The sequence below is a fragment of the Luteimonas huabeiensis HB2 genome (genome assembly GCF_000559025.1).
GTDB lineage: Bacteria > Pseudomonadota > Gammaproteobacteria > Xanthomonadales > Xanthomonadaceae > Luteimonas > Luteimonas huabeiensis.
Genome location: NZ_JAAN01000033.1, coordinates 80,487 through 103,602, shown reverse-complemented (window position 1 = coordinate 103,602; position 23,116 = coordinate 80,487). Strand labels below are relative to the sequence as shown.

The 23,116-nt window shown below is 73.4% G+C and carries 21 protein-coding genes; 17 read left to right on the top strand and 4 right to left on the bottom strand.

Annotated elements, in window-relative coordinates:
• Positions 1–51: 51 nt before the first annotated feature.
• Both Z164_RS0114200 and Z164_RS0114195 read left to right on the top strand, forming a co-directional pair.
• Positions 52–276 (top strand): hypothetical protein, encoded by a 225-nt coding sequence (locus Z164_RS0114200; protein WP_024891349.1) that lies wholly within the window; start codon positions 52–54, stop codon positions 274–276.
• 361 nt (positions 277–637) lie between these two features.
• Entirely contained in the window at positions 638–859 is a 222-nt protein-coding gene (locus Z164_RS0114195) for a hypothetical protein (protein WP_024891348.1), read from the top strand.
• A 60-nt stretch (positions 860–919) separates the two neighbouring features.
• Here Z164_RS0114195 and Z164_RS0114190 read toward each other — a convergent pair whose 3' ends face one another.
• The gene (locus Z164_RS0114190) at positions 920–1,426 is read right to left on the bottom strand and encodes a hypothetical protein (protein WP_024891347.1); all 507 of its coding nucleotides are present in this window, start codon (positions 1,424–1,426) and stop codon (positions 920–922) included.
• Between the two features lie 119 nt (positions 1,427–1,545).
• On the opposite strand from Z164_RS0114190, the gene Z164_RS0114185 reads away from it, so the two are divergent.
• The 4 genes from Z164_RS0114185 (at position 1,546) to Z164_RS0114170 (ending at position 6,782) form a co-directional block, all read left to right on the top strand.
• The gene (locus Z164_RS0114185) at positions 1,546–3,648 is read left to right on the top strand and encodes a RelA/SpoT family protein (protein WP_024891346.1); all 2,103 of its coding nucleotides are present in this window, start codon (positions 1,546–1,548) and stop codon (positions 3,646–3,648) included.
• A 159-nt stretch (positions 3,649–3,807) separates the two neighbouring features.
• Positions 3,808–4,017 (top strand): hypothetical protein, encoded by a 210-nt coding sequence (locus tag Z164_RS22520; RefSeq protein WP_024891345.1) that lies wholly within the window; start codon positions 3,808–3,810, stop codon positions 4,015–4,017.
• On the top strand, positions 4,017–4,982 hold the full coding sequence (locus Z164_RS0114175) for a DUF3829 domain-containing protein (protein ID WP_081770189.1): 966 nt from the start codon (positions 4,017–4,019) through the stop codon (positions 4,980–4,982). The genes Z164_RS22520 and Z164_RS0114175 overlap by 1 nt, the downstream gene beginning before the upstream one ends.
• Positions 4,983–5,321: 339 nt before the next feature.
• On the top strand, positions 5,322–6,782 hold the full coding sequence (locus tag Z164_RS0114170; protein WP_052338456.1) for a hypothetical protein: 1,461 nt from the start codon (positions 5,322–5,324) through the stop codon (positions 6,780–6,782).
• 15 nt (positions 6,783–6,797) lie between these two features.
• Here the strand turns inward: Z164_RS0114170 and Z164_RS0114165 are convergent, their stop codons facing one another.
• Positions 6,798–8,918, bottom strand: a complete 2,121-nt coding sequence (locus tag Z164_RS0114165; RefSeq protein ID WP_024891342.1) for a glycosyltransferase — start codon at positions 8,916–8,918, stop codon at positions 6,798–6,800.
• Positions 8,919–9,024: 106 nt separating this feature from the next.
• On the opposite strand from Z164_RS0114165, the gene mrcB reads away from it, so the two are divergent.
• The 7 genes from mrcB to lepB all read left to right on the top strand — a co-directional run bounded on the left by mrcB (position 9,025) and on the right by lepB (position 17,362).
• Positions 9,025–11,550 carry a penicillin-binding protein 1B gene (gene mrcB / locus Z164_RS0114160; RefSeq protein ID WP_024891341.1) on the top strand — a complete coding sequence of 842 codons (2,526 nt, stop codon included), beginning with the start codon at positions 9,025–9,027 and terminating at the stop codon, positions 11,548–11,550.
• The gene (locus Z164_RS0114155; RefSeq protein WP_024891340.1) at positions 11,547–12,092 is read left to right on the top strand and encodes a hypothetical protein; all 546 of its coding nucleotides are present in this window, start codon (positions 11,547–11,549) and stop codon (positions 12,090–12,092) included. The genes mrcB and Z164_RS0114155 overlap by 4 nt, the downstream gene beginning before the upstream one ends.
• An 11-nt stretch (positions 12,093–12,103) precedes the next feature.
• On the top strand, positions 12,104–14,170 hold the full coding sequence (yoaA, locus tag Z164_RS0114150; protein ID WP_024891339.1) for a DNA repair helicase YoaA: 2,067 nt from the start codon (positions 12,104–12,106) through the stop codon (positions 14,168–14,170).
• 53 nt (positions 14,171–14,223) lie between these two features.
• Positions 14,224–15,294 (top strand): alpha/beta hydrolase, encoded by a 1,071-nt coding sequence (locus Z164_RS0114145; RefSeq protein WP_024891338.1) that lies wholly within the window; start codon positions 14,224–14,226, stop codon positions 15,292–15,294.
• A 19-nt stretch (positions 15,295–15,313) separates the two neighbouring features.
• Entirely contained in the window at positions 15,314–15,862 is a 549-nt protein-coding gene (locus Z164_RS0114140; protein WP_024891337.1) for a hypothetical protein, read from the top strand.
• A 61-nt stretch (positions 15,863–15,923) separates the two neighbouring features.
• Positions 15,924–16,628, top strand: coding sequence for a tRNA (adenosine(37)-N6)-threonylcarbamoyltransferase complex dimerization subunit type 1 TsaB (tsaB, locus tag Z164_RS0114135; protein WP_024891336.1), 705 nt, complete (start codon positions 15,924–15,926; stop codon positions 16,626–16,628).
• 104 nt (positions 16,629–16,732) lie between these two features.
• Complete coding sequence (gene lepB, locus Z164_RS0114130; RefSeq protein WP_024891335.1) at positions 16,733–17,362, top strand: signal peptidase I; 630 nt, start codon at positions 16,733–16,735, stop codon at positions 17,360–17,362.
• 33 nt (positions 17,363–17,395) lie between these two features.
• Here the strand turns inward: lepB and Z164_RS0114125 are convergent, their stop codons facing one another.
• Both Z164_RS0114125 and gshB read right to left on the bottom strand, forming a co-directional pair.
• The gene (locus Z164_RS0114125) at positions 17,396–18,265 is read right to left on the bottom strand and encodes an energy transducer TonB (RefSeq protein ID WP_024891334.1); all 870 of its coding nucleotides are present in this window, start codon (positions 18,263–18,265) and stop codon (positions 17,396–17,398) included.
• Positions 18,266–18,380: 115 nt separating this feature from the next.
• Positions 18,381–19,385, bottom strand: a complete 1,005-nt coding sequence (gene gshB, locus Z164_RS0114120; protein WP_024891333.1) for a glutathione synthase — start codon at positions 19,383–19,385, stop codon at positions 18,381–18,383.
• 200 nt (positions 19,386–19,585) lie between these two features.
• On the opposite strand from gshB, the gene pilG reads away from it, so the two are divergent.
• The 4 genes from pilG to Z164_RS0114100 are packed head-to-tail and all read left to right on the top strand — an operon-like array spanning position 19,586 to position 22,981.
• Entirely contained in the window at positions 19,586–19,987 is a 402-nt protein-coding gene (pilG, locus tag Z164_RS0114115; protein ID WP_024891332.1) for a twitching motility response regulator PilG, read from the top strand.
• An 18-nt stretch (positions 19,988–20,005) separates the two neighbouring features.
• Positions 20,006–20,377, top strand: a complete 372-nt coding sequence (locus Z164_RS0114110; RefSeq protein ID WP_024891331.1) for a response regulator — start codon at positions 20,006–20,008, stop codon at positions 20,375–20,377.
• Positions 20,374–20,928, top strand: a complete 555-nt coding sequence (locus tag Z164_RS0114105; RefSeq protein ID WP_024891330.1) for a chemotaxis protein CheW — start codon at positions 20,374–20,376, stop codon at positions 20,926–20,928. The genes Z164_RS0114110 and Z164_RS0114105 overlap by 4 nt, the downstream gene beginning before the upstream one ends.
• 31 nt (positions 20,929–20,959) lie before the next feature.
• Positions 20,960–22,981 (top strand): methyl-accepting chemotaxis protein, encoded by a 2,022-nt coding sequence (locus Z164_RS0114100; RefSeq protein ID WP_024891329.1) that lies wholly within the window; start codon positions 20,960–20,962, stop codon positions 22,979–22,981.
• Positions 22,982–23,116: the final 135 nt, after the last annotated feature.

The following is a 23,116-nucleotide window of genomic DNA, read 5'->3' as shown; positions in this document are numbered from 1 at the left end:
CGGATGCGCGGCGCGCTGCCTTTCGGGCCCGTAAAACGATCGGAGGGAACCATGAAGATCATCGCATTGGCTTGCACGCTCGCGCTCTCGGCCTTGCCCGCCGCCGCCGCACTGGCTGCCGGGCCGCCGGCCATGCCCTGCACGGCGGAGACGGAGGGCGAGCATCAGAACGTGGTGTATCCCCGTTACTACGAGGTCTTCCTGTGCACGGGAGGCACGTGGATACCGATCAAGCGCTGCTTCTACGAGAGCGGCGCGGAGTGCATCTACTGGTGATGCCGAGCCGCTCGTGCCATGGCCTTCCGGCACGACGTGGAACTGCGCGCGGCGGCACGGTCGCGCAGGGGTTTCGGCAACTGCGGCGACGTCCCGTTCAAGAAGCACGCCACGTGCTGCGCGGACCTGCTGCCGGGAGGCGCCGTCCGATCCGGCGCCGGGGTGGTGGGACCCCGGAGACCCGGCATACGTGCGGCGTACCCACCCGGCAGACCGGCTGCCGACGGCGTGATGGCGGTATCGTCTCCAGCGCGTGTTGGGTGCTAGGTTAGAACGCGCCGGGTGGCGTGGACGCCGCCCCCGCGCACCCTGCAGGACTGCACGGGCGGCTGGGCATCATCGAACTCAAGGAGAGATCACGATGAAGAAGCAATCGATCAGGGCCGCTCTGTTGGCGTTGTCGCTGGGTTTCGTGGGCAGTGCGTCCGCGGTTCCGGCCACGCCCTGCAACGCAGCGAACGAAGGCGCGCAGGAGTACGTGAGCAACTTCCCCCGCCCCGGAGGGGCGATCTTCCAATGCTTCGGCGGCACGTGGCACCGCGTTGCGGTGTGCGACGACTTCGGGAACTGCATCTGGATCTGATCCAGTCGCCATGCAGGACAGCCGCCTCGCGAGCGCGCGGTGGCTGTCCTGCGTTCGGCGTCACTCCACCCGCTGCACCTTGGCGGTGGTGTTGTAGCCCTCCACCTGCATCCACCACGCGCCCATGAAGCCCGGGCGGATGCGGACCTTGACGTCGCTGCGGCGCACGCCGGCCAGGGTGGCGCTGTCGGTCTGCTCCCAGACTTGGCCGTTCTCGAGCGTGTAGCGGCGGCCCTTGCCGAAGCCGCGGAACTCGCCGGCGATGGCGCTTTCGATGGGCTCCTCGGAACCGAAGTGGAAGAAGCCGCGGTTGCGCTGCACCACTTCCTGCCGACCTTCCTCTCGCGCCTGCTCGGCCGCGGCCGCGGTCTCCTCGCCCACCCGCCGCTGCAGCCAGGTATTGAGGGCGGCGAGTTCGGCCGGGCTCAGCTTGTCGAGGCCGGCGGCGCGGAACTCGTCGGCGGTCATCTGCTCCTGCAGCGGCGGCGCCTGCTGGGCGAGCGCGGCGGAGGATGCGGCGAGCAGGAGGGCGGTGCACAGCAGGCGAACGGGGCGGAGGCGGCGCATGGTCTGTTCCTCGTGGCGACTGCCCGCTAGTGTAGGTCGTCCGCTCCCCGATCCGTGATGCCGTGCCGGTTCCGCCCGTCGATTCTGCCGAAGCCCTGCTTGCGCTGCCTGCGGCGGCCATGACGCCCGCCTTGCGCGCGCTGGTGGCGCCGGCGCTGCGCGAGGCGGCGGCCGCCGGCGGTCCGGCGGAGCCGTGGCCGGTCCTGGCCGACACGCTGCAGTCCCTGGCCCTGCTCAACGCCGATGCCGACGTGGTGGCGGCGGCGATCCTGCACGTGCTGCCGGAGCCCGAGGCCGGCGCCGCCGCGGCGCTGGCGCGCGACCATCCGGCGGTGGCCTCGCTGCTGGAAGGCCAGCGTGCGGCCCGCCAGGTCTGGGCGCTGCACGCCGAGCGCGGTGGCCGCGGCAGCCAGGAGGGGCTGCGGCGTCTGTTGCTGGCGATCGTGCGCGACCTGCGGGTGGTGCCGATCCTGCTGGCCCGCCAGCTCGCGCACATGCGCGCGGCCGCCGCCCGCCCGGAGGCCGAACGCCGCGAACTGGCGCTGCTGACCCGCGACCTGCACGCGCCGCTGGCCAACCGGCTCGGCATCTGGCAACTGAAGTGGGAGCTGGAGGATCTGGCCTTCCGCTACCTCGATCCGGCCACCTACCGGCGCATCGCCGGCCTGCTCGACGACAAGCGTTCCGGGCGCGAGCGCTACATCGAGCAGGTCAAGCGCACCCTGGGCGAGGCGCTGGCCGCGCAGGGCCTGCGCGCCGACGTGGCCGGCCGGCCCAAGCACATCTACAGCATCTGGAAGAAGATGCAGCGCAAGAACGTGCCGATCGGCGAGCTCTACGACCTGCGCGCGGTGCGGGTGCTGGTCGACGACATACCCGCCTGCTACGCCGCGCTGGGCGTGGTGCATGCGCTGTGGACACCGGTGCCGAGCGAGTTCGACGACTACATCGCCCGGCCCAAGCGCAACGACTACCGTTCGCTGCACACCGCCGTGATCGGGCCCGAGGGCAAGACGCTGGAGGTGCAGATCCGCACCTTCGACATGCACGAGCAGGCGGAGCTGGGCGTGGCGGCGCACTGGCGCTACAAGGAGGGCGGGGCGGGCGATGCCGCGCTGGAGCGCAAGATCGAATGGATGCGGCGGCTGATCGAGTCGCACCAGGAGGGCGGCGACGATGGCTCTCTGGCCGGGGCGCTGGATACCGAACTGGTCGAGGACCGCATCTACACCCTGACCCCGATGGGCGAGGTGATCGACCTGCCGCGCGGCGCCACGCCGCTCGACTTCGCCTACCACGTGCACACGATGGTCGGCCACCGCTGCCGCGGGGCCAAGGTCAACGGCCGCATCGTGCCGCTGGACCATCGCCTGCGCAGCGGCGACCGCGTGGAGATCCTCACCGGCAAGACCGCCGAGCCGCGCCGGGACTGGCTGGTGGCGGCCAACGGCTACCTCGCCAGCGGCCGCTCGCGCGACAAGGTGCGGGCGTGGTTCCACAAGCTCGACCGCGAACGCAACGTGCAGGCCGGTCGCGAACTGCTCGAGCGCGAGCTCAAGCGCCTCGGCCTGCAGCAGGCCGATCCGGCGCCGGCGCTGAAGCGCTTCCACGCCGCGACCCTGGACGACCTGTACGTGCTGGTCGCCCTGGGCGACGTCGGCCCGCACCAGGTCGTGCGCGCGCTGGGCGAGGCGGAGGCGGACGCGAAGGCGGCCGCGCAGAAGACCGCTGCGGCCCCGGCGCCCCCGCGCACGCCCCCGCGCGCCCCGCGCCGGACCAGTTCGGAGTTCAGCGTGGTCGGCGTGGACAACCTGCTGGTGCAGATCGCGCGCTGCTGTCGGCCGCTGCCCGGCGAGGCGATCGTGGGCTACCTGACCCGAAGCCGCGGGGTCAGCGTGCACCGCGCCGATTGCGCCGCCTTCGAGCGGCTGGCGGCGCGCGAGCCGCAGCGGGTGCTGCCGGTGGAGTGGGGCGGCACCGGTGGCGCGCACGAGGCCGAGGCCGTGGTCGAGGGCATCGACCGGCGCCACCTGCTCAAGGACCTCACCAACCTGATCGCGCAGGAGGACGCCCACGTGCTCGCCATCCACAGCGAGGGCGCGCGCGGCGTCGGACGGGTGCGGCTGCGGCTGCAGTTGCGGGTGCACGACCACGGTCAGTTCGCCCGCCTGCTGGGCAAGATGGAGGCGATCCCGGGCGTCGAACGCGCCAAGCGTGCCTAGGGTGTGTTAATGCGGACGAAGCGCATCCGCAATACCGGGTCAGCGAAAAGGCGAGGACGCAGCGATCGTCCGCGGCTGCCAGATGAACTTGGGTGGTCCAGCCTCCTCGGGATCGGCCGATGGATTGCGCCGTCCTTGTCGTGCGCCTGTGCCGTCGGGATGCACCTCGACGACAGTGCTGTCGAGGCCGACCGACTCCAGCCGAGTCCTGACCAATTGCTCGGCCTGCAGGCGCGCGAACACGCGATCGATGGTCTGGGTGATGGCAGCAGAGGGGCGGAGATTGTGATTTTGATGCAAAAGGGAAGGGTCTGCTGCAGTGCGATGCTCTATACTGACGTCTTTTGGAAGAAGAGCGATTCGCCGTGATGAGAAAAAATCATGGGCCGGCCCTGGGATTATTGCCACGGGCTGCCGTCATCCTGCTGCTGAGCGCAGGTCTTGCCGCTTGCGGCGACAAAGAGGCGATCGGCGGTCAGGCGTCCGCCACAGGGCAGCAGCAGGTGGAAGATACCTCGGCTGCGGCCCAGAGCGAAGGCCGCAAACTGGCCGGTTATGTGGCGGCTTTTAATGAGCTCTCCAATGAGTACGGTCTCCCGTACCAGGCGGCAAGCTATTTGCGGCAGGATTTCTCCAAGGCGACGGCCAACAGCACGCTGGTTTTCTCCGTATCCAACCTGGATCGACCGCTTGAGAATCTCAAGCAGGCGCGCGGCATCGAAGGTGACGGCTATCAGGACCTCGATGCGATCGCGGACAGGCTGATCGCAGACCTGGATACCTTGTTTGCGCAGCATCGAGAATTGGATGTCTACTATTCTTCCAATGCGTATAAGGACGATGGCGTCGCCAAGGGCAAGGCCGCCGATCCGACGATCCGCAATGCGTTCGAAAGCGCGCTGGCAGCGCTGGATGAGTTCGACGCTGCGCTGGAGGGTCATCTCGATGAGCGTCGCCAGGCCGAGCTGGAAAAGCTGAAGGGCCAGGGCGACAAGCTGCCGTATTACGCTCTGCTCAATATCCAGCTCGGCCAGGATCTGGTCGGCGCCCTGGTCGAGCAGAACGCGTCCGGTGAGAAAATGGCGTTCGAGGCCACCGATGATGTGGCCGCGCAGTTGCAGCAGGCGGCTACCGACCTGAAGAACGAATACCTGCGTCAGAAGGAGACGGCTGGCGAAGGGCGTGCGCCCGCTTTTGCCTATGAGCATCTGGCCGGTGCCATGATCGATGTCCTGGCCTATTACCGCAAGCTGAAGCAGGATGGCGATGCCGATCAGATCGGCGGCATGGTGGATGCCTACAATCGTGGCGTGGCCAGCGCCAACGAGCTCTGAGGGTCATTGCGGGGGAGGGGTCGATATTCTTGCGAAACGGAATGTCGGCCCTTTGTCCGATGCCGTCTGCGTATCCATGAAAGGTTTTCGCATCCTCATCTCCATCGTTTCGCACGGCCCTGTCCGCAGCGCCCGCCAGCGCTCGCGCGCGGACCCTTTCGGGTGACGCCAGCGTTCAGTGTTCTCCTCTATGCTGCGCGCGTGATCCGCCGTGCCCGTCCCGAACCCCCGCAGCACCAAGGCCGGCGCGAGCCGTCGTTCGGGGACGACGGCGGCCTGGAGTCGGCCCCGCCGCGTCGCCGTGCATTCGCGGCCGAGCCACCGGCATGGCGACGACCCGTGCCGATCGCGCTGGCGGCCGGCGGTTGCCTGCTGCTGGCGTTGCTCGTGCTGCGGCAGCCGCTGGCCGACCGTTTTTGGCCGGAGACCCGGGCGCAGGCGTTGCGCGAGCAGGCCGCCACCGCGCTCGCCGAGGGCCGCCTGACCGCCGCCGACGGCAGCGGCGCGCGCGAGCTGTTCGAGGCGGCGCTGGCGATGGACCCCGACCGCAACGAGGCGCGCGAGGGCCTGGCGCAGGTGGCGCGCGCCGCGCTGGCGCAAGCCGACGCCGCGGTGCGGGAGGATCGGCTCGACGACGCCCAGGCCGCGCTGGCGCTGGCCCGGGCGCTTTCCGCGCCGAGGGCGGAGGTCGAGGGCGTGGAGGCGGCGTTGCGCGAACGGCAGATCGCCCGCGCCGGTCTCGACCAGGTGCGCGAGCGCGCGCATGCGGCCTATGCGCGCGGCGATCTGTACGGCAGCGCCGATTCGGCGCTGCCGCTGTTCCGGCGCATCCTCAGCCTGCGGCCGGACGATGCCGATGCCCTGCGCGGGCGCGAGGACGCGCTGGCGGTGGTGCTGCAGCAGGCTCGCGAAGGCCTGCGCCAGGGGCGCTACGCGGAGGCGGCGCGCGCGGTCGCGGTGGCGCGCGAGTTCGACCCCGGCCATGTCGATCTGCCCGATACCCAGGCGCGGCTGGGCGAGGAGCGCGATGCGCTGATGCGCCACGCCGCGGCAGATCGCGCCGCCGGCCGCCTGGACCGTGCGGAGGCGCGCTACCTGAAGCTGCAGGAAGCCGACCCGGAGGCGGCGGACGTGCGCGAGGGCCTGCTGCAGCTTGCCGCGGCGCATGCGCGGCGGGCCGAGCGCGCCGCGGCCGACTTCCGCTTCGCCGATGCGGACGCCGCACTGGCCGCGGCGGCGCGGCTGGCGCCTGGTACCGGCGTCGCCGAGGCCGCGGCGCGGCAGGTGGAGCGGGCGCGGCAGTCGCATGCGCGCCTCGAGCCCACGGGCACCCCGCAGCAGCGGCGCACGCGGGTGCGCGCGCTGCTGGCCGAGGTGGCCGCGGCCGAGCGACGCGGCGACCTGCTGACGCCGCCCGGCGACAGCGCCTACGACAAGTTGCGCGCCGCGCGCGCGATCGCCCCGGACGACGTCGAGGTGCGGCGCGCTGCGGCGCGCCTGTTGCCGGCGGCGGTGGACTGCTTCGAGCGCGAACTGCGCGGCAACCGGCTCGGGCGCGCGCGCGCCTGCCTGGATGCCCGGGTGGCGCTGTCCGAGGACGAGGCGGCGCTGGCCGCCGCGCAGCGGCGTCTGGCGCAGCGCTGGCTGGGCGTGGGCGACGAGCGCCTGGGCGCGGGCGAACTGGCGAACGCGCAGGCCGCCTACGAGGCCGCGCGCGCCCTCGATCCGACGCTGCCGGAGCTGGACGGGTTCGCCGAGCGCCTGCGCGCGGCCGCGCCCAGCGGCGGCGGCACGCGGTAGCCTGCGCGCGACCGCTCAGGACGAGAGGAACAGCCGCCGCACCGTCTGGCGCGCGGCCTCGACGGAAAAGTGCCGCGCCACGTTGGCCAGGCCGCCGTCGGCCAGCCGCCGCCACAGCGCGGGGTCGTCGTGCAGCCGCGCGACCGCGTCCGCGAAGGCCTGCGCGTCCTGCGCGACCAGCACGTCCTCGCCGTCGCGCAGGTGCATGCCCTCCGCGGCGATCGGCGTGGCCACCACCGGCTGTCCGTGGGCCATGCTGAGGTTGATCTTGCCCTTGACGCCGGCGCCGAAGCGCAGCGGCGCCACCGCCACCCGGCAGCCGTCCACGTAGGGCGTCAGGTCGGGGACGTGGCCGTGCACGCGCACGCCGTCGCGGCCGTCGCGGGCGAGCAGGTCGGGCGGCGGGTCGGCGCCGATGCAGTGGAAGACGAGCGCAGGCAACCGCGCGCGCAGGCGCGGCCACACCGCGTCGAGGAACCAGCGCACCGCGTCGGCGTTGGGCGGGTGGTGGAAGCCGCCGACGAAGACCACCCCGTCGCGCGCCTCCCATGCCGGCCCCGGGCCGGCGACCCGGTGCAGGTTGGACAGCAGCTCCACCCGCGCCTGCGGCGCGTCCGCCGCGAGCACCGCGCGCTCGGCCTCGCTGACGACCAGGGTGGCGTCGGCGGCGGCCACCACCGCGAGTTCGCGCGTGCGGGTGGATGCGGCGATCGCGGCGAGCGCGCGGTCGCCCTGGACCTCGGCGGCGCGGCGCTCGCGCAGGTAGTGCAGGTCGACGCTGTCGAACAGCAGGCGCGCGCGGGGCGCGTGCCTGCGCAGCAGCGGCAGCAGCGGCGCGGCGACGAAGTGCCGGCTCAGCATCGCCACGTCGAAGCGCGCGGCGTGGCAGCGCAGCCAGCGCGGCAGGCCGCCCATGTAGGGCGCGTACCACGCCTCCACGCCCATCGCCTGCAGCGCGCGGGTGTGGTCGCCGGCGTAGCGGCCGTCGGTGGGCACGAAGGCGACGTGGGCGCCCTCCTCGATCAGCATCCGCATCAGCGCGACCAGGCGCAGCGAGCCGGAATCGCGGTCGGGCCGCGGGGTGGTCTCGTCGACGATGAGCACGCAGCGCTGGCGGCGGTGCACGGTGGCGGGCGTGGGCGCCTCGCCCGGTGCCGGCTGCTGGGCGAGTTCGGCGGCGCGGTGCGCGGCGAATACCGCGCGGTTGCGCACCTGCGCGGCCTTCATGCCGGATCCGGTGTCGGTGCCGGCGCTGGTGCCCTCGTCGTGGACCACCCGCGCAGCCGGCTGGTAGAGCGTGCGCAGCCCGGCGGCACGCACCGCGAAGGCGAGGTCGGTGTCCTCGTAGTAGGCCGGCGCATAGCGCGCGTCGAAGCCGCCCAGGCGCTGGAACAGCGCGCGCGGGATCGCCAGCGCCGCGCCGCTGACGTAGTCGGCGTCGCGCAGGTAGGCGTAGCGCGGATCGTCGGGCGATTCGAAGCGGCCGTAGTTCCAGGCGCTGCCGTCGGAAAAGACCACGCCGCCGGCCTCCTGCAGGCGGCCGTCCGGGTACAGCAGCTGGGCGCCGACCAGGCCCGCGCGCGGCACCTCGTCGAGCGTGCGCAGCAGCGCGTCGAGCCAGCCCGGTTGCGGCACGGTATCGTTGTTGAGGAAGACCAGCACCTCGCCGCGCGCCAGCCCGGCGCCGGTGTTGCAGGCGGCGATGAAGCCGCCGTTGCGGGCCTGCCTGTGGTAGCGCAGGCCGCCGATGCGCGGCAGCCGCTCGCCGCTGTCGTCGGGCGAGGCGTCGTCGATGACCAGGATCTCGCAGGCGGCCGCCGGCGGGTGGGCGGCGAGCGCGCGCAGGCAGGCCAGGGTGTGGTCGAGGTGGCCGTAGACCGGCACGATGATGCTGGCCCGCACCGCCGCGCCCGGCGCAACGGCGGGCACGGCGAGGGGGGCGGAGGCATCTTCCGGCGGCGGCAGCCACAGCGCCGCGGCCGGCGCCGGCCGCGGCCGCAGCGCGTTGCGCAGCCGCAGGGCGATGCGTTCCAGGGTGGCCCGCCAGCCGCGCGTGCGCAGGCTGCTCCAGGCCCGTCGCGAGAGACCGAGCGCCCGGGCGAGCCGGAAACGCGCCTCGGCCGGGGAGAGCGGCATCCTGTGGAACTCCAGCTGACTGTGGCGGGGCGGCAGGCCGGCGGGGGAAACCCTGCTGGGCTAGACTGCGGCCTGCCATTGTCGCATCCCGGAGAACGTCCTGCAGATGCCCAGACCTCAGGACTCCATGGCCCGTATCGATTACGACGAAGACGATCACGACGACGACCCCGGACGGCCCGACTGGCGCCGCCGCCTGCTCATCGCCGCCCTGGCGGCGGTCGGCCTGGGACTCGGCTTCCTGATCCCCTACACGATCTATCTCAACCAGCAGGTCAGCCGCCATTTCGGCGAGCTGCGCTGGCAGGTGCCCACGCGCGTGTACGGGCGGCCGCTGCAGCTGTCGCCGGGGCTGGCGATGGACGCGCAGACGCTGAAGCTGGAGCTGGAGTCGGCCGCCTACCGCGAAGGCGACGGCGAGCGTCCGGGGACCTACGCCGTGGCCGGGAACGGCCGCTGGACGATCGCCAGTCGCGGCTTCCAGGACGTGGACGGCGCGGTGGCGCCGCGGCGGATCGAGGTGAGCCTGTCGGGCGGGCGCGTTTCGCGCCTGCGCGAGGCCGGCAGCGGCGCGCGCCTGGAGACGGCCCGGCTGGATCCGGCGCGCATCGCCACGCTGTACGGCCAGAAGCAGGAGGAGCGGCGGCTGGTGCGCGTCGAGGACGTGCCGGTGCTGCTGACCGACGCGCTGCAGGCGGTCGAGGACGACGACTTCGCCCACCACCACGGCATCGACGTGCCCGGCATGCTGCGCGCGGCCTGGGTCAACCTGCGCGCCGGCGAGGCGCGCCAGGGCGGCAGCACGCTGACCCAGCAGCTGGCGCGCTCCGGCCTGCTCGGCATCGGCCGCGAGCAGACCTACACGCGCAAGTTCAACGAGATCCTCTACGCGATGCTGATCGAGGCCCGCTACGACAAGGGCACGATCCTGGAGGCCTACCTCAACCAGGTGTACCTGGGCCAGCGCGGGGCGCAGGCGATCCACGGGGTCGCCGCCGGCGCGGAGTTCTGGTTCGGCCGCCGCCTGGACGACCTGGACACCGAGCACGTCGCGCTGCTGGTGGGCATCATCCGCGGCCCCTCATACTACGACCCGCGTCGCCACCCCGAGCGCGCCAAGGCGCGCCGCGACTTCGCCCTGGCGCGGATGCGCGAGGCCGGGCTGATCGACGCGGCCGAATACGCGCGCGCGGTCGCCGCGCCGCTGGGCGTGAGCAGTTCGCCGGGCACGCTGGCCGCCAACCGGTTCCCCGCCTACGTGGACCTGGTGCGCCGCCAGCTCGCCGCCGACTATCCGGCCGACGTGCTGCAGGGCGCCGGGCTGGTGGTGATGACCGCGATGTCGCCGGCTGCGCAGGGCTACGCCGAGGGCGCGGTGCGGCGCACGATCGAGGCGCTGAGCAGCGAGCGCCGGCCCGCGCTGCAGGCGGGGCTGGTGGTCACCGACGTGCACAACGGCGAGGTGGTCGCGGTCGTCGGCGCCGCCGACCCGACCGAGCACGGCTTCAACCGCGCGATCGAGGCGCAGCGCCCGGTCGGTTCGCTGCTCAAGCCCTTCGTCTACCTGCTCGCGCTGGCGCGGCCGACCGAGTTCTCGCTGGCGACCTGGGTCGAGGACGCGCCGGTGAACCTGGTGCTGCCCAACGGGCGGCGCTGGAACCCGGGCAATTCCGACAACCGCAGCCACGGCACGGTGCGCCTGATCGATGCGCTGGCGCGCTCCTACAACCAGGCCGCGGTGCGCGTCGGGTTGCAGGTCGGCCCGCGCGCGCTGGTGGAGCTGCTGCGCGAGCTGGCCGGCATCGAGGCCGAACCGAATCCGGCGCTGATCCTGGGCGCGGTGGACCAGAGCCCCTATGCCATGGCGCAGCTCTACCAGTTCCTCGCCTCGGGCGGCGAGCGGCCGCCGCTGCGGATGGTGCGCGGCGTGCTCGACGCCGAAGGCCGCGTGCAGAAGCGCTACGACGCCCCGCCGGTGAAGGCGCAGCCGGGCGATTCCGCCGCCGCGCGGCTGATCACCCTGGCCCTGCAGCACGCGGTGACCTCGGGGACGGCGCGGCAACTGGTCAACGACGGCCTGGCGCGGCTGAAGGCGGCCGGCAAGACCGGCACCAGCAACGACGGCCGCGACAGCTGGTTCGCCGGCTGGACCGGCGATCACCTGGCCGTGGTGTGGATGGGCAACGACCAGAACGAATCGACCGGGCTGTACGGCGCGACCGGGGCGATGCGCGCGTGGTCGGACCTGTTCCGGCGCCTGCCCAGCGCGCCGCTGGAAGTCGACGACGCGGGACTGGACTGGCAGTGGGTGGTACGCAACGCCGCCACCGACCCCGACTGCCCGGGGGCGCGCCGGTTCGCCTTCATGCGCGGCTACGCACCGCCCTACGAGCCCTGCATGGCCTATCCGGGTTCGCCCTACGATGCGCCGGGCGCCTACCCGGGCGCCGTGCCGCCGGCGCCGGGCGAGGCCGTGCCCGCGGCGCCGGAGCGCGCCAGCGGCTGGCGCCGGTTCTTCGGCTTCGGCGATCGCGCCCGCGAGCCGGCCGCGGACGCGCCGCCCGCGCAACCCGCGCCCGCCCCCGCGCCGGTCGAATCCACCCCGCCCCCCGAAGGAACCCCGCTGCCATGAAGCCGACCTCGCGCCCGCGCACCGTGCGCACGTGCGGCCTGTTGCTGGCCGGCCTGCTCGCCGGCTGCGCGTCCGCGCCGCCACCGCCGGCGCCCGCCGCGCCGGCGCCGCTCACCGATGCCACCCCCGAGCAGATGGTCGCCGCGATCCGCCAGGCCGCCGGCGACGGGGAGGGCGAGCTCTCGGTGCAGCCGCTGCGCGACAGCCGGGTCGAGGACCTGCGCGAGCGCGCCGCCCGCGAGGAGGCCGCGCGCGACTACGCCGCGGCCGCGGCCAGCCTGGATGCGGCGCTGGAGATCGTGCCGCAGGATCCCGCGTTGCTGCAGGAGCGTGCCGAGATCGCCCTGCTGCAGGGCGAGACGGCGATCGCCGGGGAACTGGCGCAGCGCGCCTATGCGCTCGGCGCGCAGGTCGGCCCGCTGTGCCGCCGGCACTGGGCGACCCTGCAGCAGTTGCGGCTGCTGCAGGGCGATGCCGAAGGTGCGGCGCAGGCGCAAGCCCAGATCGACGGCTGCAAGGCCGGCGTGCTGGACCGCTTCTAGGTCCCGGACGCATGGTGGAGACGGCGCAGGAGACGCCGGAAGCGCCCGTCCGGGGCAGCGCGCTGGCCGCCCGCGCCTGCCAGGCGCTGGAGGACGGCGGCGCGCTGGCGCGCGCGCTGCCGCACTTCCGCGCGCGTCCGGCGCAGCAGGCACTGGCGGCCGCGGTCGCCGACGCCTTCGCCGATCGCGAGGTGCTGCTTGCCGAGGCCGGCACCGGCACCGGCAAGACCTTCGCCTACCTGGTGCCGGCGCTGCTGTCCGGGCTGAAGACCATCGTCTCCACCGGCACCCGCGCGCTGCAGGACCAGCTCTATCACCGCGACCTGCCGCGCGTGCGCGACGCCCTGGGCGTCGGCGCGCGGACCGCGCTGCTGAAGGGGCGCGCCAACTACCTGTGCCTGTACCGGCTGGAGCGCGCCAAGGGCGAGCCGCGCTTCGCCTCGCGCGAGCACCTGGCGCTGTTCCAGCGCGTGGTGTCCTGGAGCGGGCGCACGCGGATGGGCGACCTCGCGGAGATCGAGGCGCTGCCCGAGGAATCGCCGCTGATCCCGATGGTGACCTCCACCGTCGACAACTGCCTGGGCGGCGAATGCCCGTTCTGGAACGACTGTTTCGTGGTGCAGGCGCGGCAGCGCGCGCAGGCGGCCGACGTGGTGGTAGTCAACCACCACCTGCTGCTGGCCGACCTGGCGCTGAAGCAGGAAGGCTTCGGCGAGATCCTGCCCGGCGCGCAGGCCTTCGTGGTCGACGAGGCGCACCAGTTGCCGGAGCTGGCCGCGCAGTTCTTCGGCGAGGGACTGAGCGCGCGGCCGCTGGTGGAGCTGGCGCGCGACGCGATCGGCGAGTGCCGCGAGGTCGACGGTGCGCTGGCGGCGGTGCAGCCGTCGGCGCAGCAGCTCGAGCACGCGGTGCGCGCGTTGCGCGCGGCGATGGAGCCGTTGCCCGCGCGCGGCACGCTCGCCCGCGCGCTGCACGACGGCCAGGTGCAGGAAGCGCTGGAAGCGTTGGCCGACGCCCTACGCGACCTGGCCGAGACGCTGGCGCCGCTGCGCGAGGCGGCGCCGGGGCTGGACGCCGCCCATGCCCGCGCGCTGGAGTTCGTCGCCCGCCTCGATCGCTGGCGGCTGCGGCCCGGCCCCGGCGCCTTCGACGACGAGGCCGCGGCGGCGCCCGAGGCCGCGCAGGATGGCAGCGGGGACAACGACGTGCGGTGGTACGAGCTGTCGCCGCGCGGCTTCCGCCTGCAGCGCACGCCGCTCGACGTCTCCGCGCCGCTGCGCACGCACCGCGAGCAGTCGCGCGCGGCCTGGGTGTTCACCTCGGCCACGCTGGCGGTGGACGGCCGCTTCGACCACCTCGCCGGGCGGCTCGGCCTGGAGGCGCCACGCACGCTGCTGGCGCCCAGCCCGTTCGACTGGGCGCGGCAGGCGCTGTGCTTCCTGCCGCCGCGGCTGCCGCCGCCGGCCGCGCGCGACTACAGCCAGGCGCTGGTGGACGCGGTATTGCCGGTGCTGCACGCCTCCGGCGGGCGCGCGTTCCTGCTGTTCGCCTCGCACCGCGCCCTGCGCGAGACCGCGGCGCTGCTGCGCGGCGGGCCGTGGCCGCTGTTCGTGCAGGGAGAGGCGCCGCGCAGCGTGCTGCTGCAGCGCTTCCGCGAATCGGGCAACGGCGTGCTGCTGGGCGCGGCCAGCTTCCGCGAGGGCGTGGACGTGGTGGGCGACGCGCTGAGCGTGGTGGTGATCGACAAGCTGCCGTTCGCCGCGCCGGACGACCCGGTGTTCGAGGCGCGGCTGGAGGCGATCCGCCGCGCCGGCGGCAACCCGTTCGCCGACGAGCAGCTGCCGCAGGCGGTGATCGCGCTGAAGCAGGGCGCGGGCCGGCTGATCCGCAGCGAGCGCGACCGCGGCGTGCTGGTGCTGTGCGATCCGCGCCTGACCGGCCGCGGCTACGGCCGCGTGTTCCTCGGCTCGCTGCCGCCGTTGCCGACCACCCGCGAGCCCGCGGACGTGCAGGCGTTCTTCGCCGCCGCGCCGGTGGACGCGGCCGAGCCGGCAGGCGAGGGTTTCCCCCAGCTGTGACCCGGCGCGGCCGCCTGCTACGGTGGCCGCAACCCTCCCGTCCGGTCCGCGCCATGAACGCTGCAGTCCAGTTCGGCAGTGCCTCGTCGCTTCAGGCCCAGGCCACCGCGCCGCCGCCGGCCGGCGAGGGCGCGGAGCGCAACGCGGCCTGGTGGAACGGCCTGTCGGCCGACCAGCAGCAGGCCTACCTGCAGGCGCAGCCGGCCGCGATCGGCGCCCTGGACGGGCTGCCGGCCGAGGTCCGCCACGAGGCCAACCTCGCGGTGCTGCGCGAGGACGCGGCCGGTGGCCACGACCGCGACAGCGCCCGCGCCCTGCTGGAGCGGATCGAGAACTCGCACAACGGCCCCGAAACCGAACGCATCCACCTGCTGGGCTACACTCCGCCGGGGCCGGGCAACTCGCCCGACGCGCGCGTGGTGGCCAGCATCGGCAACCCCGACACCGCCGACAACGTGGCCGTCTACGTGCCCGGCACCGGCACCGACCTGTCCAACATCGGCGGCTCGATCGACCGCATGGACGACCTGCGCGCGCAGGCCGAGCTGGTGCCCAACTCAGGCACCACCTCGACCATCGTCTGGCTGGGCTACGACGCGCCCGACAACCTGCTGCAGGCGACCCAGGGCGGCTACGCCCGCGACGGCGCGCCGGACCTGCGCGACTTCACCGAGGGGCTGGCCGAGGCGCGGCAGCACCCGGACGGGCGCACCACCGTCATCGGCCACTCCTACGGCTCCACCGTGGTGGGCACCGCCGACGCGATGGCCGGGCGCGGCCTGGCCGCCGACGACATCGTCGCCATGGGCAGCCCCGGCATGGGCTACGAGGCGCCGGAGCGGCAGGGCTGGTTCGACGGGCCGATGGTGGACAACGTCGGCGACATGCACATCGATGCCGAGCACTTCTGGGCCGGCGCCGCCGCCAACGACCCGGTCACCTATACCGAGGTGCACGGCAACAGCCCGGTCGACTGGAGCTTCGGCGGCCAGCGCATCGGCACCGACGGCGCCTCCGGGCATTCCGAGTACTGGGACCCGGGTACCGAGGCCCTGCGCAACCAGGCCTACATCGTGACCGGGCGCTACGACCAGGTGGACACGGTGCGCCGCCGCTTCGGCTGACGGCGCCCGGAGCCCGCGCTTGAGGTCCCGCACGCCGTTCGCGCTTCGTTCCCTGGCCGCGCTGGCCGCCGCCGGCGCGCTCGCGCTCGGCGCTTGCCGCGCCGCCGACGTTCCGGTACAGAGTGAGCCCATGCAATCCAAGGACACCCGGCAGGCCGCGCAGGAGTTCGTGCCCGAGGTCGAGGCGCTGATCGAGGCGCTGGGCCTGGACCGCGAGAAGTTCTCCGTGCGCGCCAACCGCTGCGAAGGCACCGAAGGCGAGCAGCGCGACGACATCTACACGATCTGGGTCGGCCTGCGCGGCGTGGCCCGCGGCGCCGACGCCGCAAGCGCGCTCGAGCAGGCGCACGCCCGCTGGCGGGCGGCCGGCTGGGAGATCACCCGCTTCCGCAGGCTCGACAACGGCGGCGTCAACGTCGCCGCCACCGACCCGGCCACCGGCAACCGCTACGCCCTGGACTCCGGCTTCGAGCCGCCGCCGCAGCGCTACGTGGTCGGCACGTTCAACACGCCGTGCTACCGCGATCCCTCCGGGCGCGCGCCGTTCGGCGACCTCGGCACGCCGTAGACGCGCGCTCGGGCGCCGCCGCCGCGCTACCCTGTGCGGCCCCGCCGCCGCCCGGAAGCCGATGAGACTGCTCGCGTTCGAGACCGCCACCGAGGCCTGCTCGGTCGCCCTGCTGGTGGACGGCGAGGTGCGCGAGCGCTTCGAGGTGGCGCCGCGCCGGCACGCCGAGCTGGCGCTGCCGTGGGCCGACGCGCTGCTGGCCGAGGCCGGCGTCGCGCGCGCGCAGCTCGATGCGATCGCGGTCGGGCGCGGGCCCGGGGCGTTCACCGGCGTGCGCCTGGGGATCGCGCTGGCGCAGGGGATCGCGCTGGCGCTGGATCGGCCGGTGGTGCCGGTCTCCACCCTGGCCGCGCTCGCCGCGCCGGCGCTGCGCGCGGACCCTGCGCACGGCGTGCTGTCGGCCATCGACGCACGCATGGGCGAGGTCTATGCCGGCGCCTACCGCGACCGGCAGGGCTTGCCGGAAGCGCTCGAAGGCGAACGCGTGCTGCCGCCCGAGGCGGTGGCGCCGCCTGGCGACGGGCCGTGGACCGGCGTCGGTACCGGATTCGCCGCCGCGCAGGGCGCGCTGGCGGCGCGGCTGGCCGGACGGCTGTTGCGGGTGGATGCGACCGCCTTGCCGCACGCGGCGGACACCGCGCGGCTGGCGGCGCGCCTGTACGCCGACGGCGCGGGCGTCGCGCCGGAGGCGGTGGAGCCCGCCTACCTGCGCAACGACGTGGCGCTGACGCTGGCCGAGCAGGCGGCGCGGCGCGGCCCGGGCTGAGCCGCCGCCAGCCTCGCCGCGCCGGGCGATCGGTTGAACTTTCCGCGCTGACGCGCGTCCAAGGGCAGCGGCCCCGCGCCGCCAGCCCCATCGAGGAGCACCGCATGCAGACCGCCGTTCCGCCGCCTTCCCGCGCCGCGCGCACCGCCGCCTGGCTGCGTCGCGAGGCGCTGCCGATGCTGGTACTGATCCTGCTGCTGACGGCGGCGCGCTCCTCGTTCGCCAACCACTACCACGTCCCCAGCGGTTCCATGCAGCCCGCCCTGCAGCCGGGCGACCGGGTGGTGGTGGACATGCGCGCCTACGGCTGGCGGTTGCCGTTCACCATGATCGACGTGGTGCCGGGGCGCGATCCCGAGCCCGGCGAGGTGGTGGTGTTCGATTCGCCCGCCGACGGCACCCGCCTGATCAAGCGCGTGGCCGCGGTGGCGGGGCAGACCGTGGCGGTGCGCGACGGCCGCCTGAGCGTCGACGGCCGCGTGCTCGCCGCGCTGCCGGGGCCGCCGCTGGAGCGCTTCGGCACGCGCGAGGTGCCGCTCGACCTCGGCGACGGCGGCGGCGCCGACCTGCCGCCGCTGGTGGTGCCCGACGGCCAGGTGCTGGTGCTGGGCGACCACCGCGGCGCCAGCTTCGACGGGCGCTACTTCGGGCTGGTGCCGGTGGACGCGTTCTACGGCCGCGCGATCGCGGTCTACCACCGCCGCGGCGACGGCTTCGTCTGGAAGCGGCTGTAAGCGCGCGTCGGGGCCGGTCGGAAAGGGCGCGTCTCAGCCGTCCACCAGCGCGCCCGCCGGCAGGAACTGCCAGGTGCGGGTGACGTGGAGGATGTCGATGTCGTCGTCGGTACGCGGCAGCGGCGGGTAGGGCTCGGCGAGCCGGGCGATGCGCAGCGCGGCCTCGTCGAGCAGCGGGATGCCGCTGGAGCGGATGACCCGCGCGCCTTCCACCGAGCCGTCGCGGCGGATCGCGATGCTGATCACCAGTTCGCCGGCCAGGCCGCGCCGGCGCGCCTCGTCGGGATAGTTGAGGTTGCCGACCCGCTCGACCCGGTCCACCCAGGCGCGCAGGTAGCGGGCGTAGGCGTACTCCCGGGTGCTGGCGGAGACGAACTTGCGCTTGGGCCGGCGCGCGTAGGCCTCCGAGCGCAGGTGGATCTCGGCGGCCAGGCGGGCCATTTCCATGTCGCGCTCGATGCGGTCCTGGCCGCGCGGCAGCAGGCTCGGGTCGGCCTGCGGCGTCGGGTCGGGCGCGGCCGCCTCGCGCTCGCCGCGATGGCTGGCGACCACCCGCGCGCGCGGCGGCGGATGGGCGTCGGGCGACTGCGCGCGCAGCGGCTCCGGCGCCACGCCCGGCGCCTCCTGCGGCGCCACCCCGAGCTGCGACTCGCGCGGGCGCCGCGGCGCCTCGTGCTCGCCGCCGCCCTGGTTGCTGGCCTGGGCCAGGAAGTCGGCCTGCGCCTGGGTCAGCGGGCTGGTGGTCTCGGTCAGCACCACGTCCAGCGTCGGCATCACCGGCGCGGCCTCGTCCAGGGCGAAGCCGATCCCCAGCACCAGCAGCGCGTGCAGCGCCAGCGACAGCGCCATGGTCGCGCCCAGGCGCCCGCGCTCGCCGATCAGGGGCCGGCTGGACGACGTCATGTCGGCGGGAGGGCGGGATCCTGCAGGAAGGCGGGACTCGGGACGCGGGACGCGGGACTCGACGGGCATGCAAGCCGTTGCCGGCCGGATGCAGCCGATCTTCCGGTGCCCCGCTTCATGGCCGGCTTGCGGATTGTTCGCGCGCTTTGTCGAAGTCCCGGGTCCCGCGTCCCGGGCCACGCTTCTTTTCGATGGCGTCGAACATCAGCCCGGCGATGTTGAGCCCGAACTGCGCGTCCAGTTCGCGGATGCAGGTGGGGCTGGTGACGTTGACCTCGGTCAGCCAGTCGCCGATCACGTCCAGGCCCACGAACAGCATGCCCCGGCGCTTCAGCTCGGGCCCGACCTGGGCGGCGATCCAGCGGTCGCGTTCGCTCAGCGGACGGCCCTCGCCGCGGCCGCCGGCGGCGAGGTTGCCGCGGAACTCGTCGCCCTGCGGGATGCGGGCCAGGCAGTAGTCCACCGGCTCGCCGTCGACCAGCAGGATGCGCTTGTCGCCGTCGACGATCTCCGGCAGGTAGCGCTGCGCGACCACCAGGCGGCGGCCGCCGTCGAGCAGCGTCTCCAGGATCACGTTGAGGTTGGGGTCGCCGATGCGGGTGCGGAAGATTGAGCGGCCGCCCATGCCGTCCAGCGGCTTGACCACCGCCTCGCCGTGCTCGCCGACGAAGGCCTTGAGCGCGGCGGCGTCGCGGCTGACCAGGGTCGGCGGGCAGCACTGCGGGAATTCCAGCGAGGCCAGCTTCTCGTTCATGTCGCGCAGGCCCTGCGGATCGTTCACCACCAGCGCGCCGGCGCGCTGGGCGAGCCCCAGGATCTGGGTGTCGTGGACGTACTCCTCGTCCACCGGCGGATCCTTGCGCATCAGCACGACGTCGCCGGGGCCGAGCGCGCGCTGGGATCGCGGTCCCAGCTCGAACCAGCCGGCAGGGTCGTCGCGCACCGTCAGCGGCGCCAGTTCGGCCCGGGCCTCGCCGCCGGCCACCGACAGCCCGCCGGGCACCACGTAGGACAGGGCGTGGCCGCGGCGCTGCGCTTCGAGCAGCATCGCGAAGGTCGAATCCTTGGCGATCTTGATCGACCCGATCGGGTCCATCACGACGACGACGTGCAGGGGCATGGCGGGAGGCGGCTGCGGCGACCGCGCGATGTTAGCAGGGCGCCCGCGGCGGCCGGGCGCGACGGGCGCTTTTTCGTGCGCGCGGTCCGGGCAAACGCACCTTCGCGCTTGACACCGCGCTCGCCAACCGGAGTATAAAGCCGGTTCGCGCGGTGCCGCCGGCTCGGCTCATCGCATCGCGCCCGGGGAATCGACCAGTCATGACGCAGGACGAAAAACGCGCGGGCAGCCTCGAGGGCCTGCGGGTGATGGTGATCGACGATTCGAAGACCATCCGCCGGACCGCCGAGACCCTGCTCAAGCGCGAGGGCGCCGAGGTGGTGACCGCTGTGGACGGGTTCGAGGCGCTGGCCAAGATCGCCGACCAGAAGCCGCAGATCATCTTCGTCGACATCATGATGCCGCGGCTGGACGGCTACCAGACCTGCGCGCTGATCAAGAACAACCAGGTGTTCCGGCACACGCCGGTCATCATGCTGTCGTCCAAGGACGGGCTGTTCGACAAGGCGCGCGGGCGCATCGTCGGTTCCGAGCGCTACGTCACCAAGCCGTTCACGCGCGAGGAGCTCCTCGACGCGATCCGCCAGCACGTCAACGCCTGACCGGGGGGCAGGCAGCCTATGGCACGCATCCTGTTGATCGAGGATTCGCCGACCGACACCGCGGTCCTCACCCAGTTGCTCGAGCGCCACGGCCACCGGGTGCTGGCCGCGCCCAGCGCCGAGGACGGGCTGGAGGCGGCGCGCCGCGAGCGGCCCGACCTGATCCTGATGGACGTGGTGCTGCCGGGCATGAACGGCTTCCAGGCCACCCGCGCGCTGTCGCGCGATCCCGACACCGGCGCGATCCCGGTGCTGATCGTGAGCACCAAGGGCATGGAGACCGACAAGGCCTGGGGGCTGCGGCAGGGCGCCAAGGGCTACATCGTCAAGCCTCCGGAAGAGCGCGAACTGATCGCCCGCATCGACGAGCTGCTCGGCGCCGGCGCATGAGCGGCGGGCTGCGCCAGGGAGCCGGCGACGCGTTCGCCCTGCTGCTCGACTACGAGCGCCGCAGCCTCGCGCACGCGCCGGGGCTGCCCGAGCAGCTGGATGCGCCGGGCCTGTGGCGCGGCGTGGGCTACCGCATCGGCGCGCGCCGGCTCGCCTCCGAGTACGGCGCCGTGGTCGAGATCCTGCCGCTGCCGCCGATCACCCCGGTACCGGGCGCGCAGGCGTGGATGCTCGGGGTCGCCAACGTGCGCGGCAACCTGCTGCCGATCGTGGATCTCAAGCAGTTCCTCGAGGGCGAGCGCACCGTGCTGCACGAGGGCCAGCGGGTGCTGGTGGTGCGCCAGCCCGGCGGCGACGTCGCGGTGACCATCGACGAGCTGTTCGGTCAGCGCAGCTTCCACGAAGACAACGAGGTGCCCGCGCACGCGCTGGCGCAGGGACGCTACGCGCACTTCGTCGAGCGCGCGTTCCGCCTGGGCGAACACGAATGGGGCATCTTCAGCCTCGACCGGCTGGCGCGCACGCCGGAGTTCAGACAAGCCGCGGCCTGACCGCGGCCACGCAACGACGAGGGGGCAATCCATGAGTACCGCAATGGACAACGTGGCCGGCAAGGGTCGCAGGTTCGGCACCAATTTCTGGCTCGCGTTGCTCGCGGTGGCGCTGCTGATCGTGGTCGCCAACACCGGCTTCGCGATCTTCAAGGCCTCGCGCCTGGGCGGCGCCAGCACGGCGGCCTCCAGCCTGCAGGTGAACTCGCAGCGGCTGGCCATCCAGGGCCGCGAGGCGGTGGCCGGCGACGCCGACGCCTACGCTGCGTTCAAGGCCACCAAGGCGCGGATCGAGCAGGACATCGCGCGCCTCAACGCCGACTTCGGCGACACCACCGGCGTCTCCGGCCCGATCGCCACCGTGACCCAGACCTGGGCGCCGCTGGCCGCGCAGGCCGAGCAGGTGGTGGCCGGCGAGCAGGCGGTGCTCGCCTTCGCCGGAAACGCCGGCAGCTTCACCGGCCAGGTGCCGCAATTGCAGGCCCAGCTGGACGAACTGGTGCGGGCGATGTCCACCAGCGGCTCGCCCGCCTCGCAGATCTACATCGCCCTGCGCCAGGTGGTGCTGGCCTCCACCATGGCCCGCCGCGTGGCCGAGATCCAGGCCGGCGGCGCCGGCGCGCAGGTGGCCGGCGAGGCGCTGGCGCGCGACGCCGGCGTGTTCGAGCAGGTGCTGCAGGGCCTGCGCGCCGGCGACGAGGCGATGAACGTGCAGGCGCTGTCCAACGCCGGCGCGCTGGCCGCGCTGGAGCAGTCGACCGAGCTGTGGACGCGGATGAAGCAGGACCTGGACGCGATCCTGGCGGCCGCGCCGGGCGTGTTCGGCGCGCAGTCGGCCGCGGCCGCGCTCACCGCCGGCTCCGACCGCCTGCTGTCCGACAGCGAGGCGCTGTTCCAGGCCTTCACCGCGTTCGGCTCGCTGGCCGACCGCAGCTTCCTCGGCAACATCTGGATCAGCATCGGCTTCGGCCTGCTGACCATCTTCGCCATCGGTGGCCTGCTCTACGAGCTCAACCGCGCCCAGCGCGAGCGCTACGCGACCTCACTGGAGCTCAACAACCGCAACCAGGAGGCGATCATGCGCCTGCTGGACGAGATGGGCTCGCTGGCCGAGGGCGACCTGACGGTCAAGGCGACGGTCACCGAGGACATGACCGGCGCGATCGCCGACTCGATCAACTTCGCCGTCGAGCAACTGCGCAACCTGGTGCAGACGATCAACGACACCTCGGTGCAGGTGTCGGCCAGCGCGCAGGAAACCCAGGCCACCGCGATGCACCTGGCCGAGGCGGCGGAGCACCAGGCGCGCGAGATCACCTCGGCGTCGAGCCGCATCAACGAGATCGCCGCCAGCATCGACCAGGTGTCGCGCAACTCCGCCGAGTCGGCCGAGGTGGCGCAGCGCTCGGTGCGGATCGCGACCAAGGGCGCGGGCGTGGTGCGGCAGACGATCCAGGGCATGGATTCGATCCGCGACCAGATCCAGGAGACCTCCAAGCGCATCAAGCGCCTGGGCGAGAGCTCGCAGGAGATCGGCTCGATCGTGGAACTGATCAACGACATCTCCGAGCAGACCAACATCCTGGCGCTCAACGCCGCGATCCAGGCCGCTTCCGCCGGCGAGGCGGGCCGCGGCTTCGCGGTGGTGGCCGACGAGGTGCAGCGGCTGGCCGAGCGCGCGTCCAACGCCACCAAGCGCATCGAGACGCTGGTGCAGACGATCCAGTCCGACACCAACGAGGCGGTCAGCTCGATGGAGCAGACCACCTCGGAAGTGGTCGCCGGCGCGCGCCTGGCCGAGGACGCCGGCACCGCGCTGGGCGAGATCGAGAGCGTGTCGACCAGCCTGGCCGAGCTCATCCAGGGCATCTCCAGCGCCGCGCAGCAGCAGTCCGCGGCCGCCTCCAACATCACCCAGACCATGGGCACGATCCAGTCGATCACCGCGCAGACCTCGCAGGGCGCGAACCGGACCGCCGAGTCGATCGGCAACCTGGCGCAGCTGGCGGCGGACCTGCGCCGCTCGGTGGCCGACTTCAAGCTGCCGGCTTGAGGCAGGGGCCAGAGGCCAGAGGCCAGGGCGGAGCGGATTTTTGGAGATCGCGAGCGAGATGAGGATCGTGGCTAGAACGTCGACATCGGGACGCCCCTGCGGACGTGCGCGTGCCTTCGCGCGCTGCGCCCGCGC

What these genes read in the sequence shown, in the direction of transcription:
- Z164_RS0114175 (WP_081770189.1), top strand. Translation starts at nt 4,017, where the DNA reads ATGAGAAAAAATCATGGGCCGGCCCTGGGATTATTGCCACGGGCTGCC.
- Z164_RS0114155 (WP_024891340.1), top strand. Translation starts at nt 11,547, where the DNA reads ATGAAGCCGACCTCGCGCCCGCGCACCGTGCGCACGTGCGGCCTGTTG.
- Z164_RS0114100 (WP_024891329.1), top strand. Translation starts at nt 20,960, where the DNA reads ATGAGTACCGCAATGGACAACGTGGCCGGCAAGGGTCGCAGGTTCGGC.
- Z164_RS22520 (WP_024891345.1), top strand. Translation starts at nt 3,808, where the DNA reads ATGCACCTCGACGACAGTGCTGTCGAGGCCGACCGACTCCAGCCGAGT.
- yoaA (WP_024891339.1), top strand. Translation starts at nt 12,104, where the DNA reads ATGGTGGAGACGGCGCAGGAGACGCCGGAAGCGCCCGTCCGGGGCAGC.
- Z164_RS0114200 (WP_024891349.1), top strand. Translation starts at nt 52, where the DNA reads ATGAAGATCATCGCATTGGCTTGCACGCTCGCGCTCTCGGCCTTGCCC.
- Z164_RS0114190 (WP_024891347.1), bottom strand. Translation starts at nt 1,426, where the DNA reads ATGCGCCGCCTCCGCCCCGTTCGCCTGCTGTGCACCGCCCTCCTGCTC.
- Z164_RS0114165 (WP_024891342.1), bottom strand. Translation starts at nt 8,918, where the DNA reads ATGCCGCTCTCCCCGGCCGAGGCGCGTTTCCGGCTCGCCCGGGCGCTC.
- Z164_RS0114110 (WP_024891331.1), top strand. Translation starts at nt 20,006, where the DNA reads ATGGCACGCATCCTGTTGATCGAGGATTCGCCGACCGACACCGCGGTC.
- Z164_RS0114105 (WP_024891330.1), top strand. Translation starts at nt 20,374, where the DNA reads ATGAGCGGCGGGCTGCGCCAGGGAGCCGGCGACGCGTTCGCCCTGCTG.
- Z164_RS0114185 (WP_024891346.1), top strand. Translation starts at nt 1,546, where the DNA reads ATGACGCCCGCCTTGCGCGCGCTGGTGGCGCCGGCGCTGCGCGAGGCG.
- pilG (WP_024891332.1), top strand. Translation starts at nt 19,586, where the DNA reads ATGACGCAGGACGAAAAACGCGCGGGCAGCCTCGAGGGCCTGCGGGTG.
- gshB (WP_024891333.1), bottom strand. Translation starts at nt 19,385, where the DNA reads ATGCCCCTGCACGTCGTCGTCGTGATGGACCCGATCGGGTCGATCAAG.
- Z164_RS0114125 (WP_024891334.1), bottom strand. Translation starts at nt 18,265, where the DNA reads ATGACGTCGTCCAGCCGGCCCCTGATCGGCGAGCGCGGGCGCCTGGGC.
- tsaB (WP_024891336.1), top strand. Translation starts at nt 15,924, where the DNA reads ATGAGACTGCTCGCGTTCGAGACCGCCACCGAGGCCTGCTCGGTCGCC.
- mrcB (WP_024891341.1), top strand. Translation starts at nt 9,025, where the DNA reads ATGCCCAGACCTCAGGACTCCATGGCCCGTATCGATTACGACGAAGAC.
- Z164_RS0114195 (WP_024891348.1), top strand. Translation starts at nt 638, where the DNA reads ATGAAGAAGCAATCGATCAGGGCCGCTCTGTTGGCGTTGTCGCTGGGT.
- lepB (WP_024891335.1), top strand. Translation starts at nt 16,733, where the DNA reads ATGCAGACCGCCGTTCCGCCGCCTTCCCGCGCCGCGCGCACCGCCGCC.
- Z164_RS0114145 (WP_024891338.1), top strand. Translation starts at nt 14,224, where the DNA reads ATGAACGCTGCAGTCCAGTTCGGCAGTGCCTCGTCGCTTCAGGCCCAG.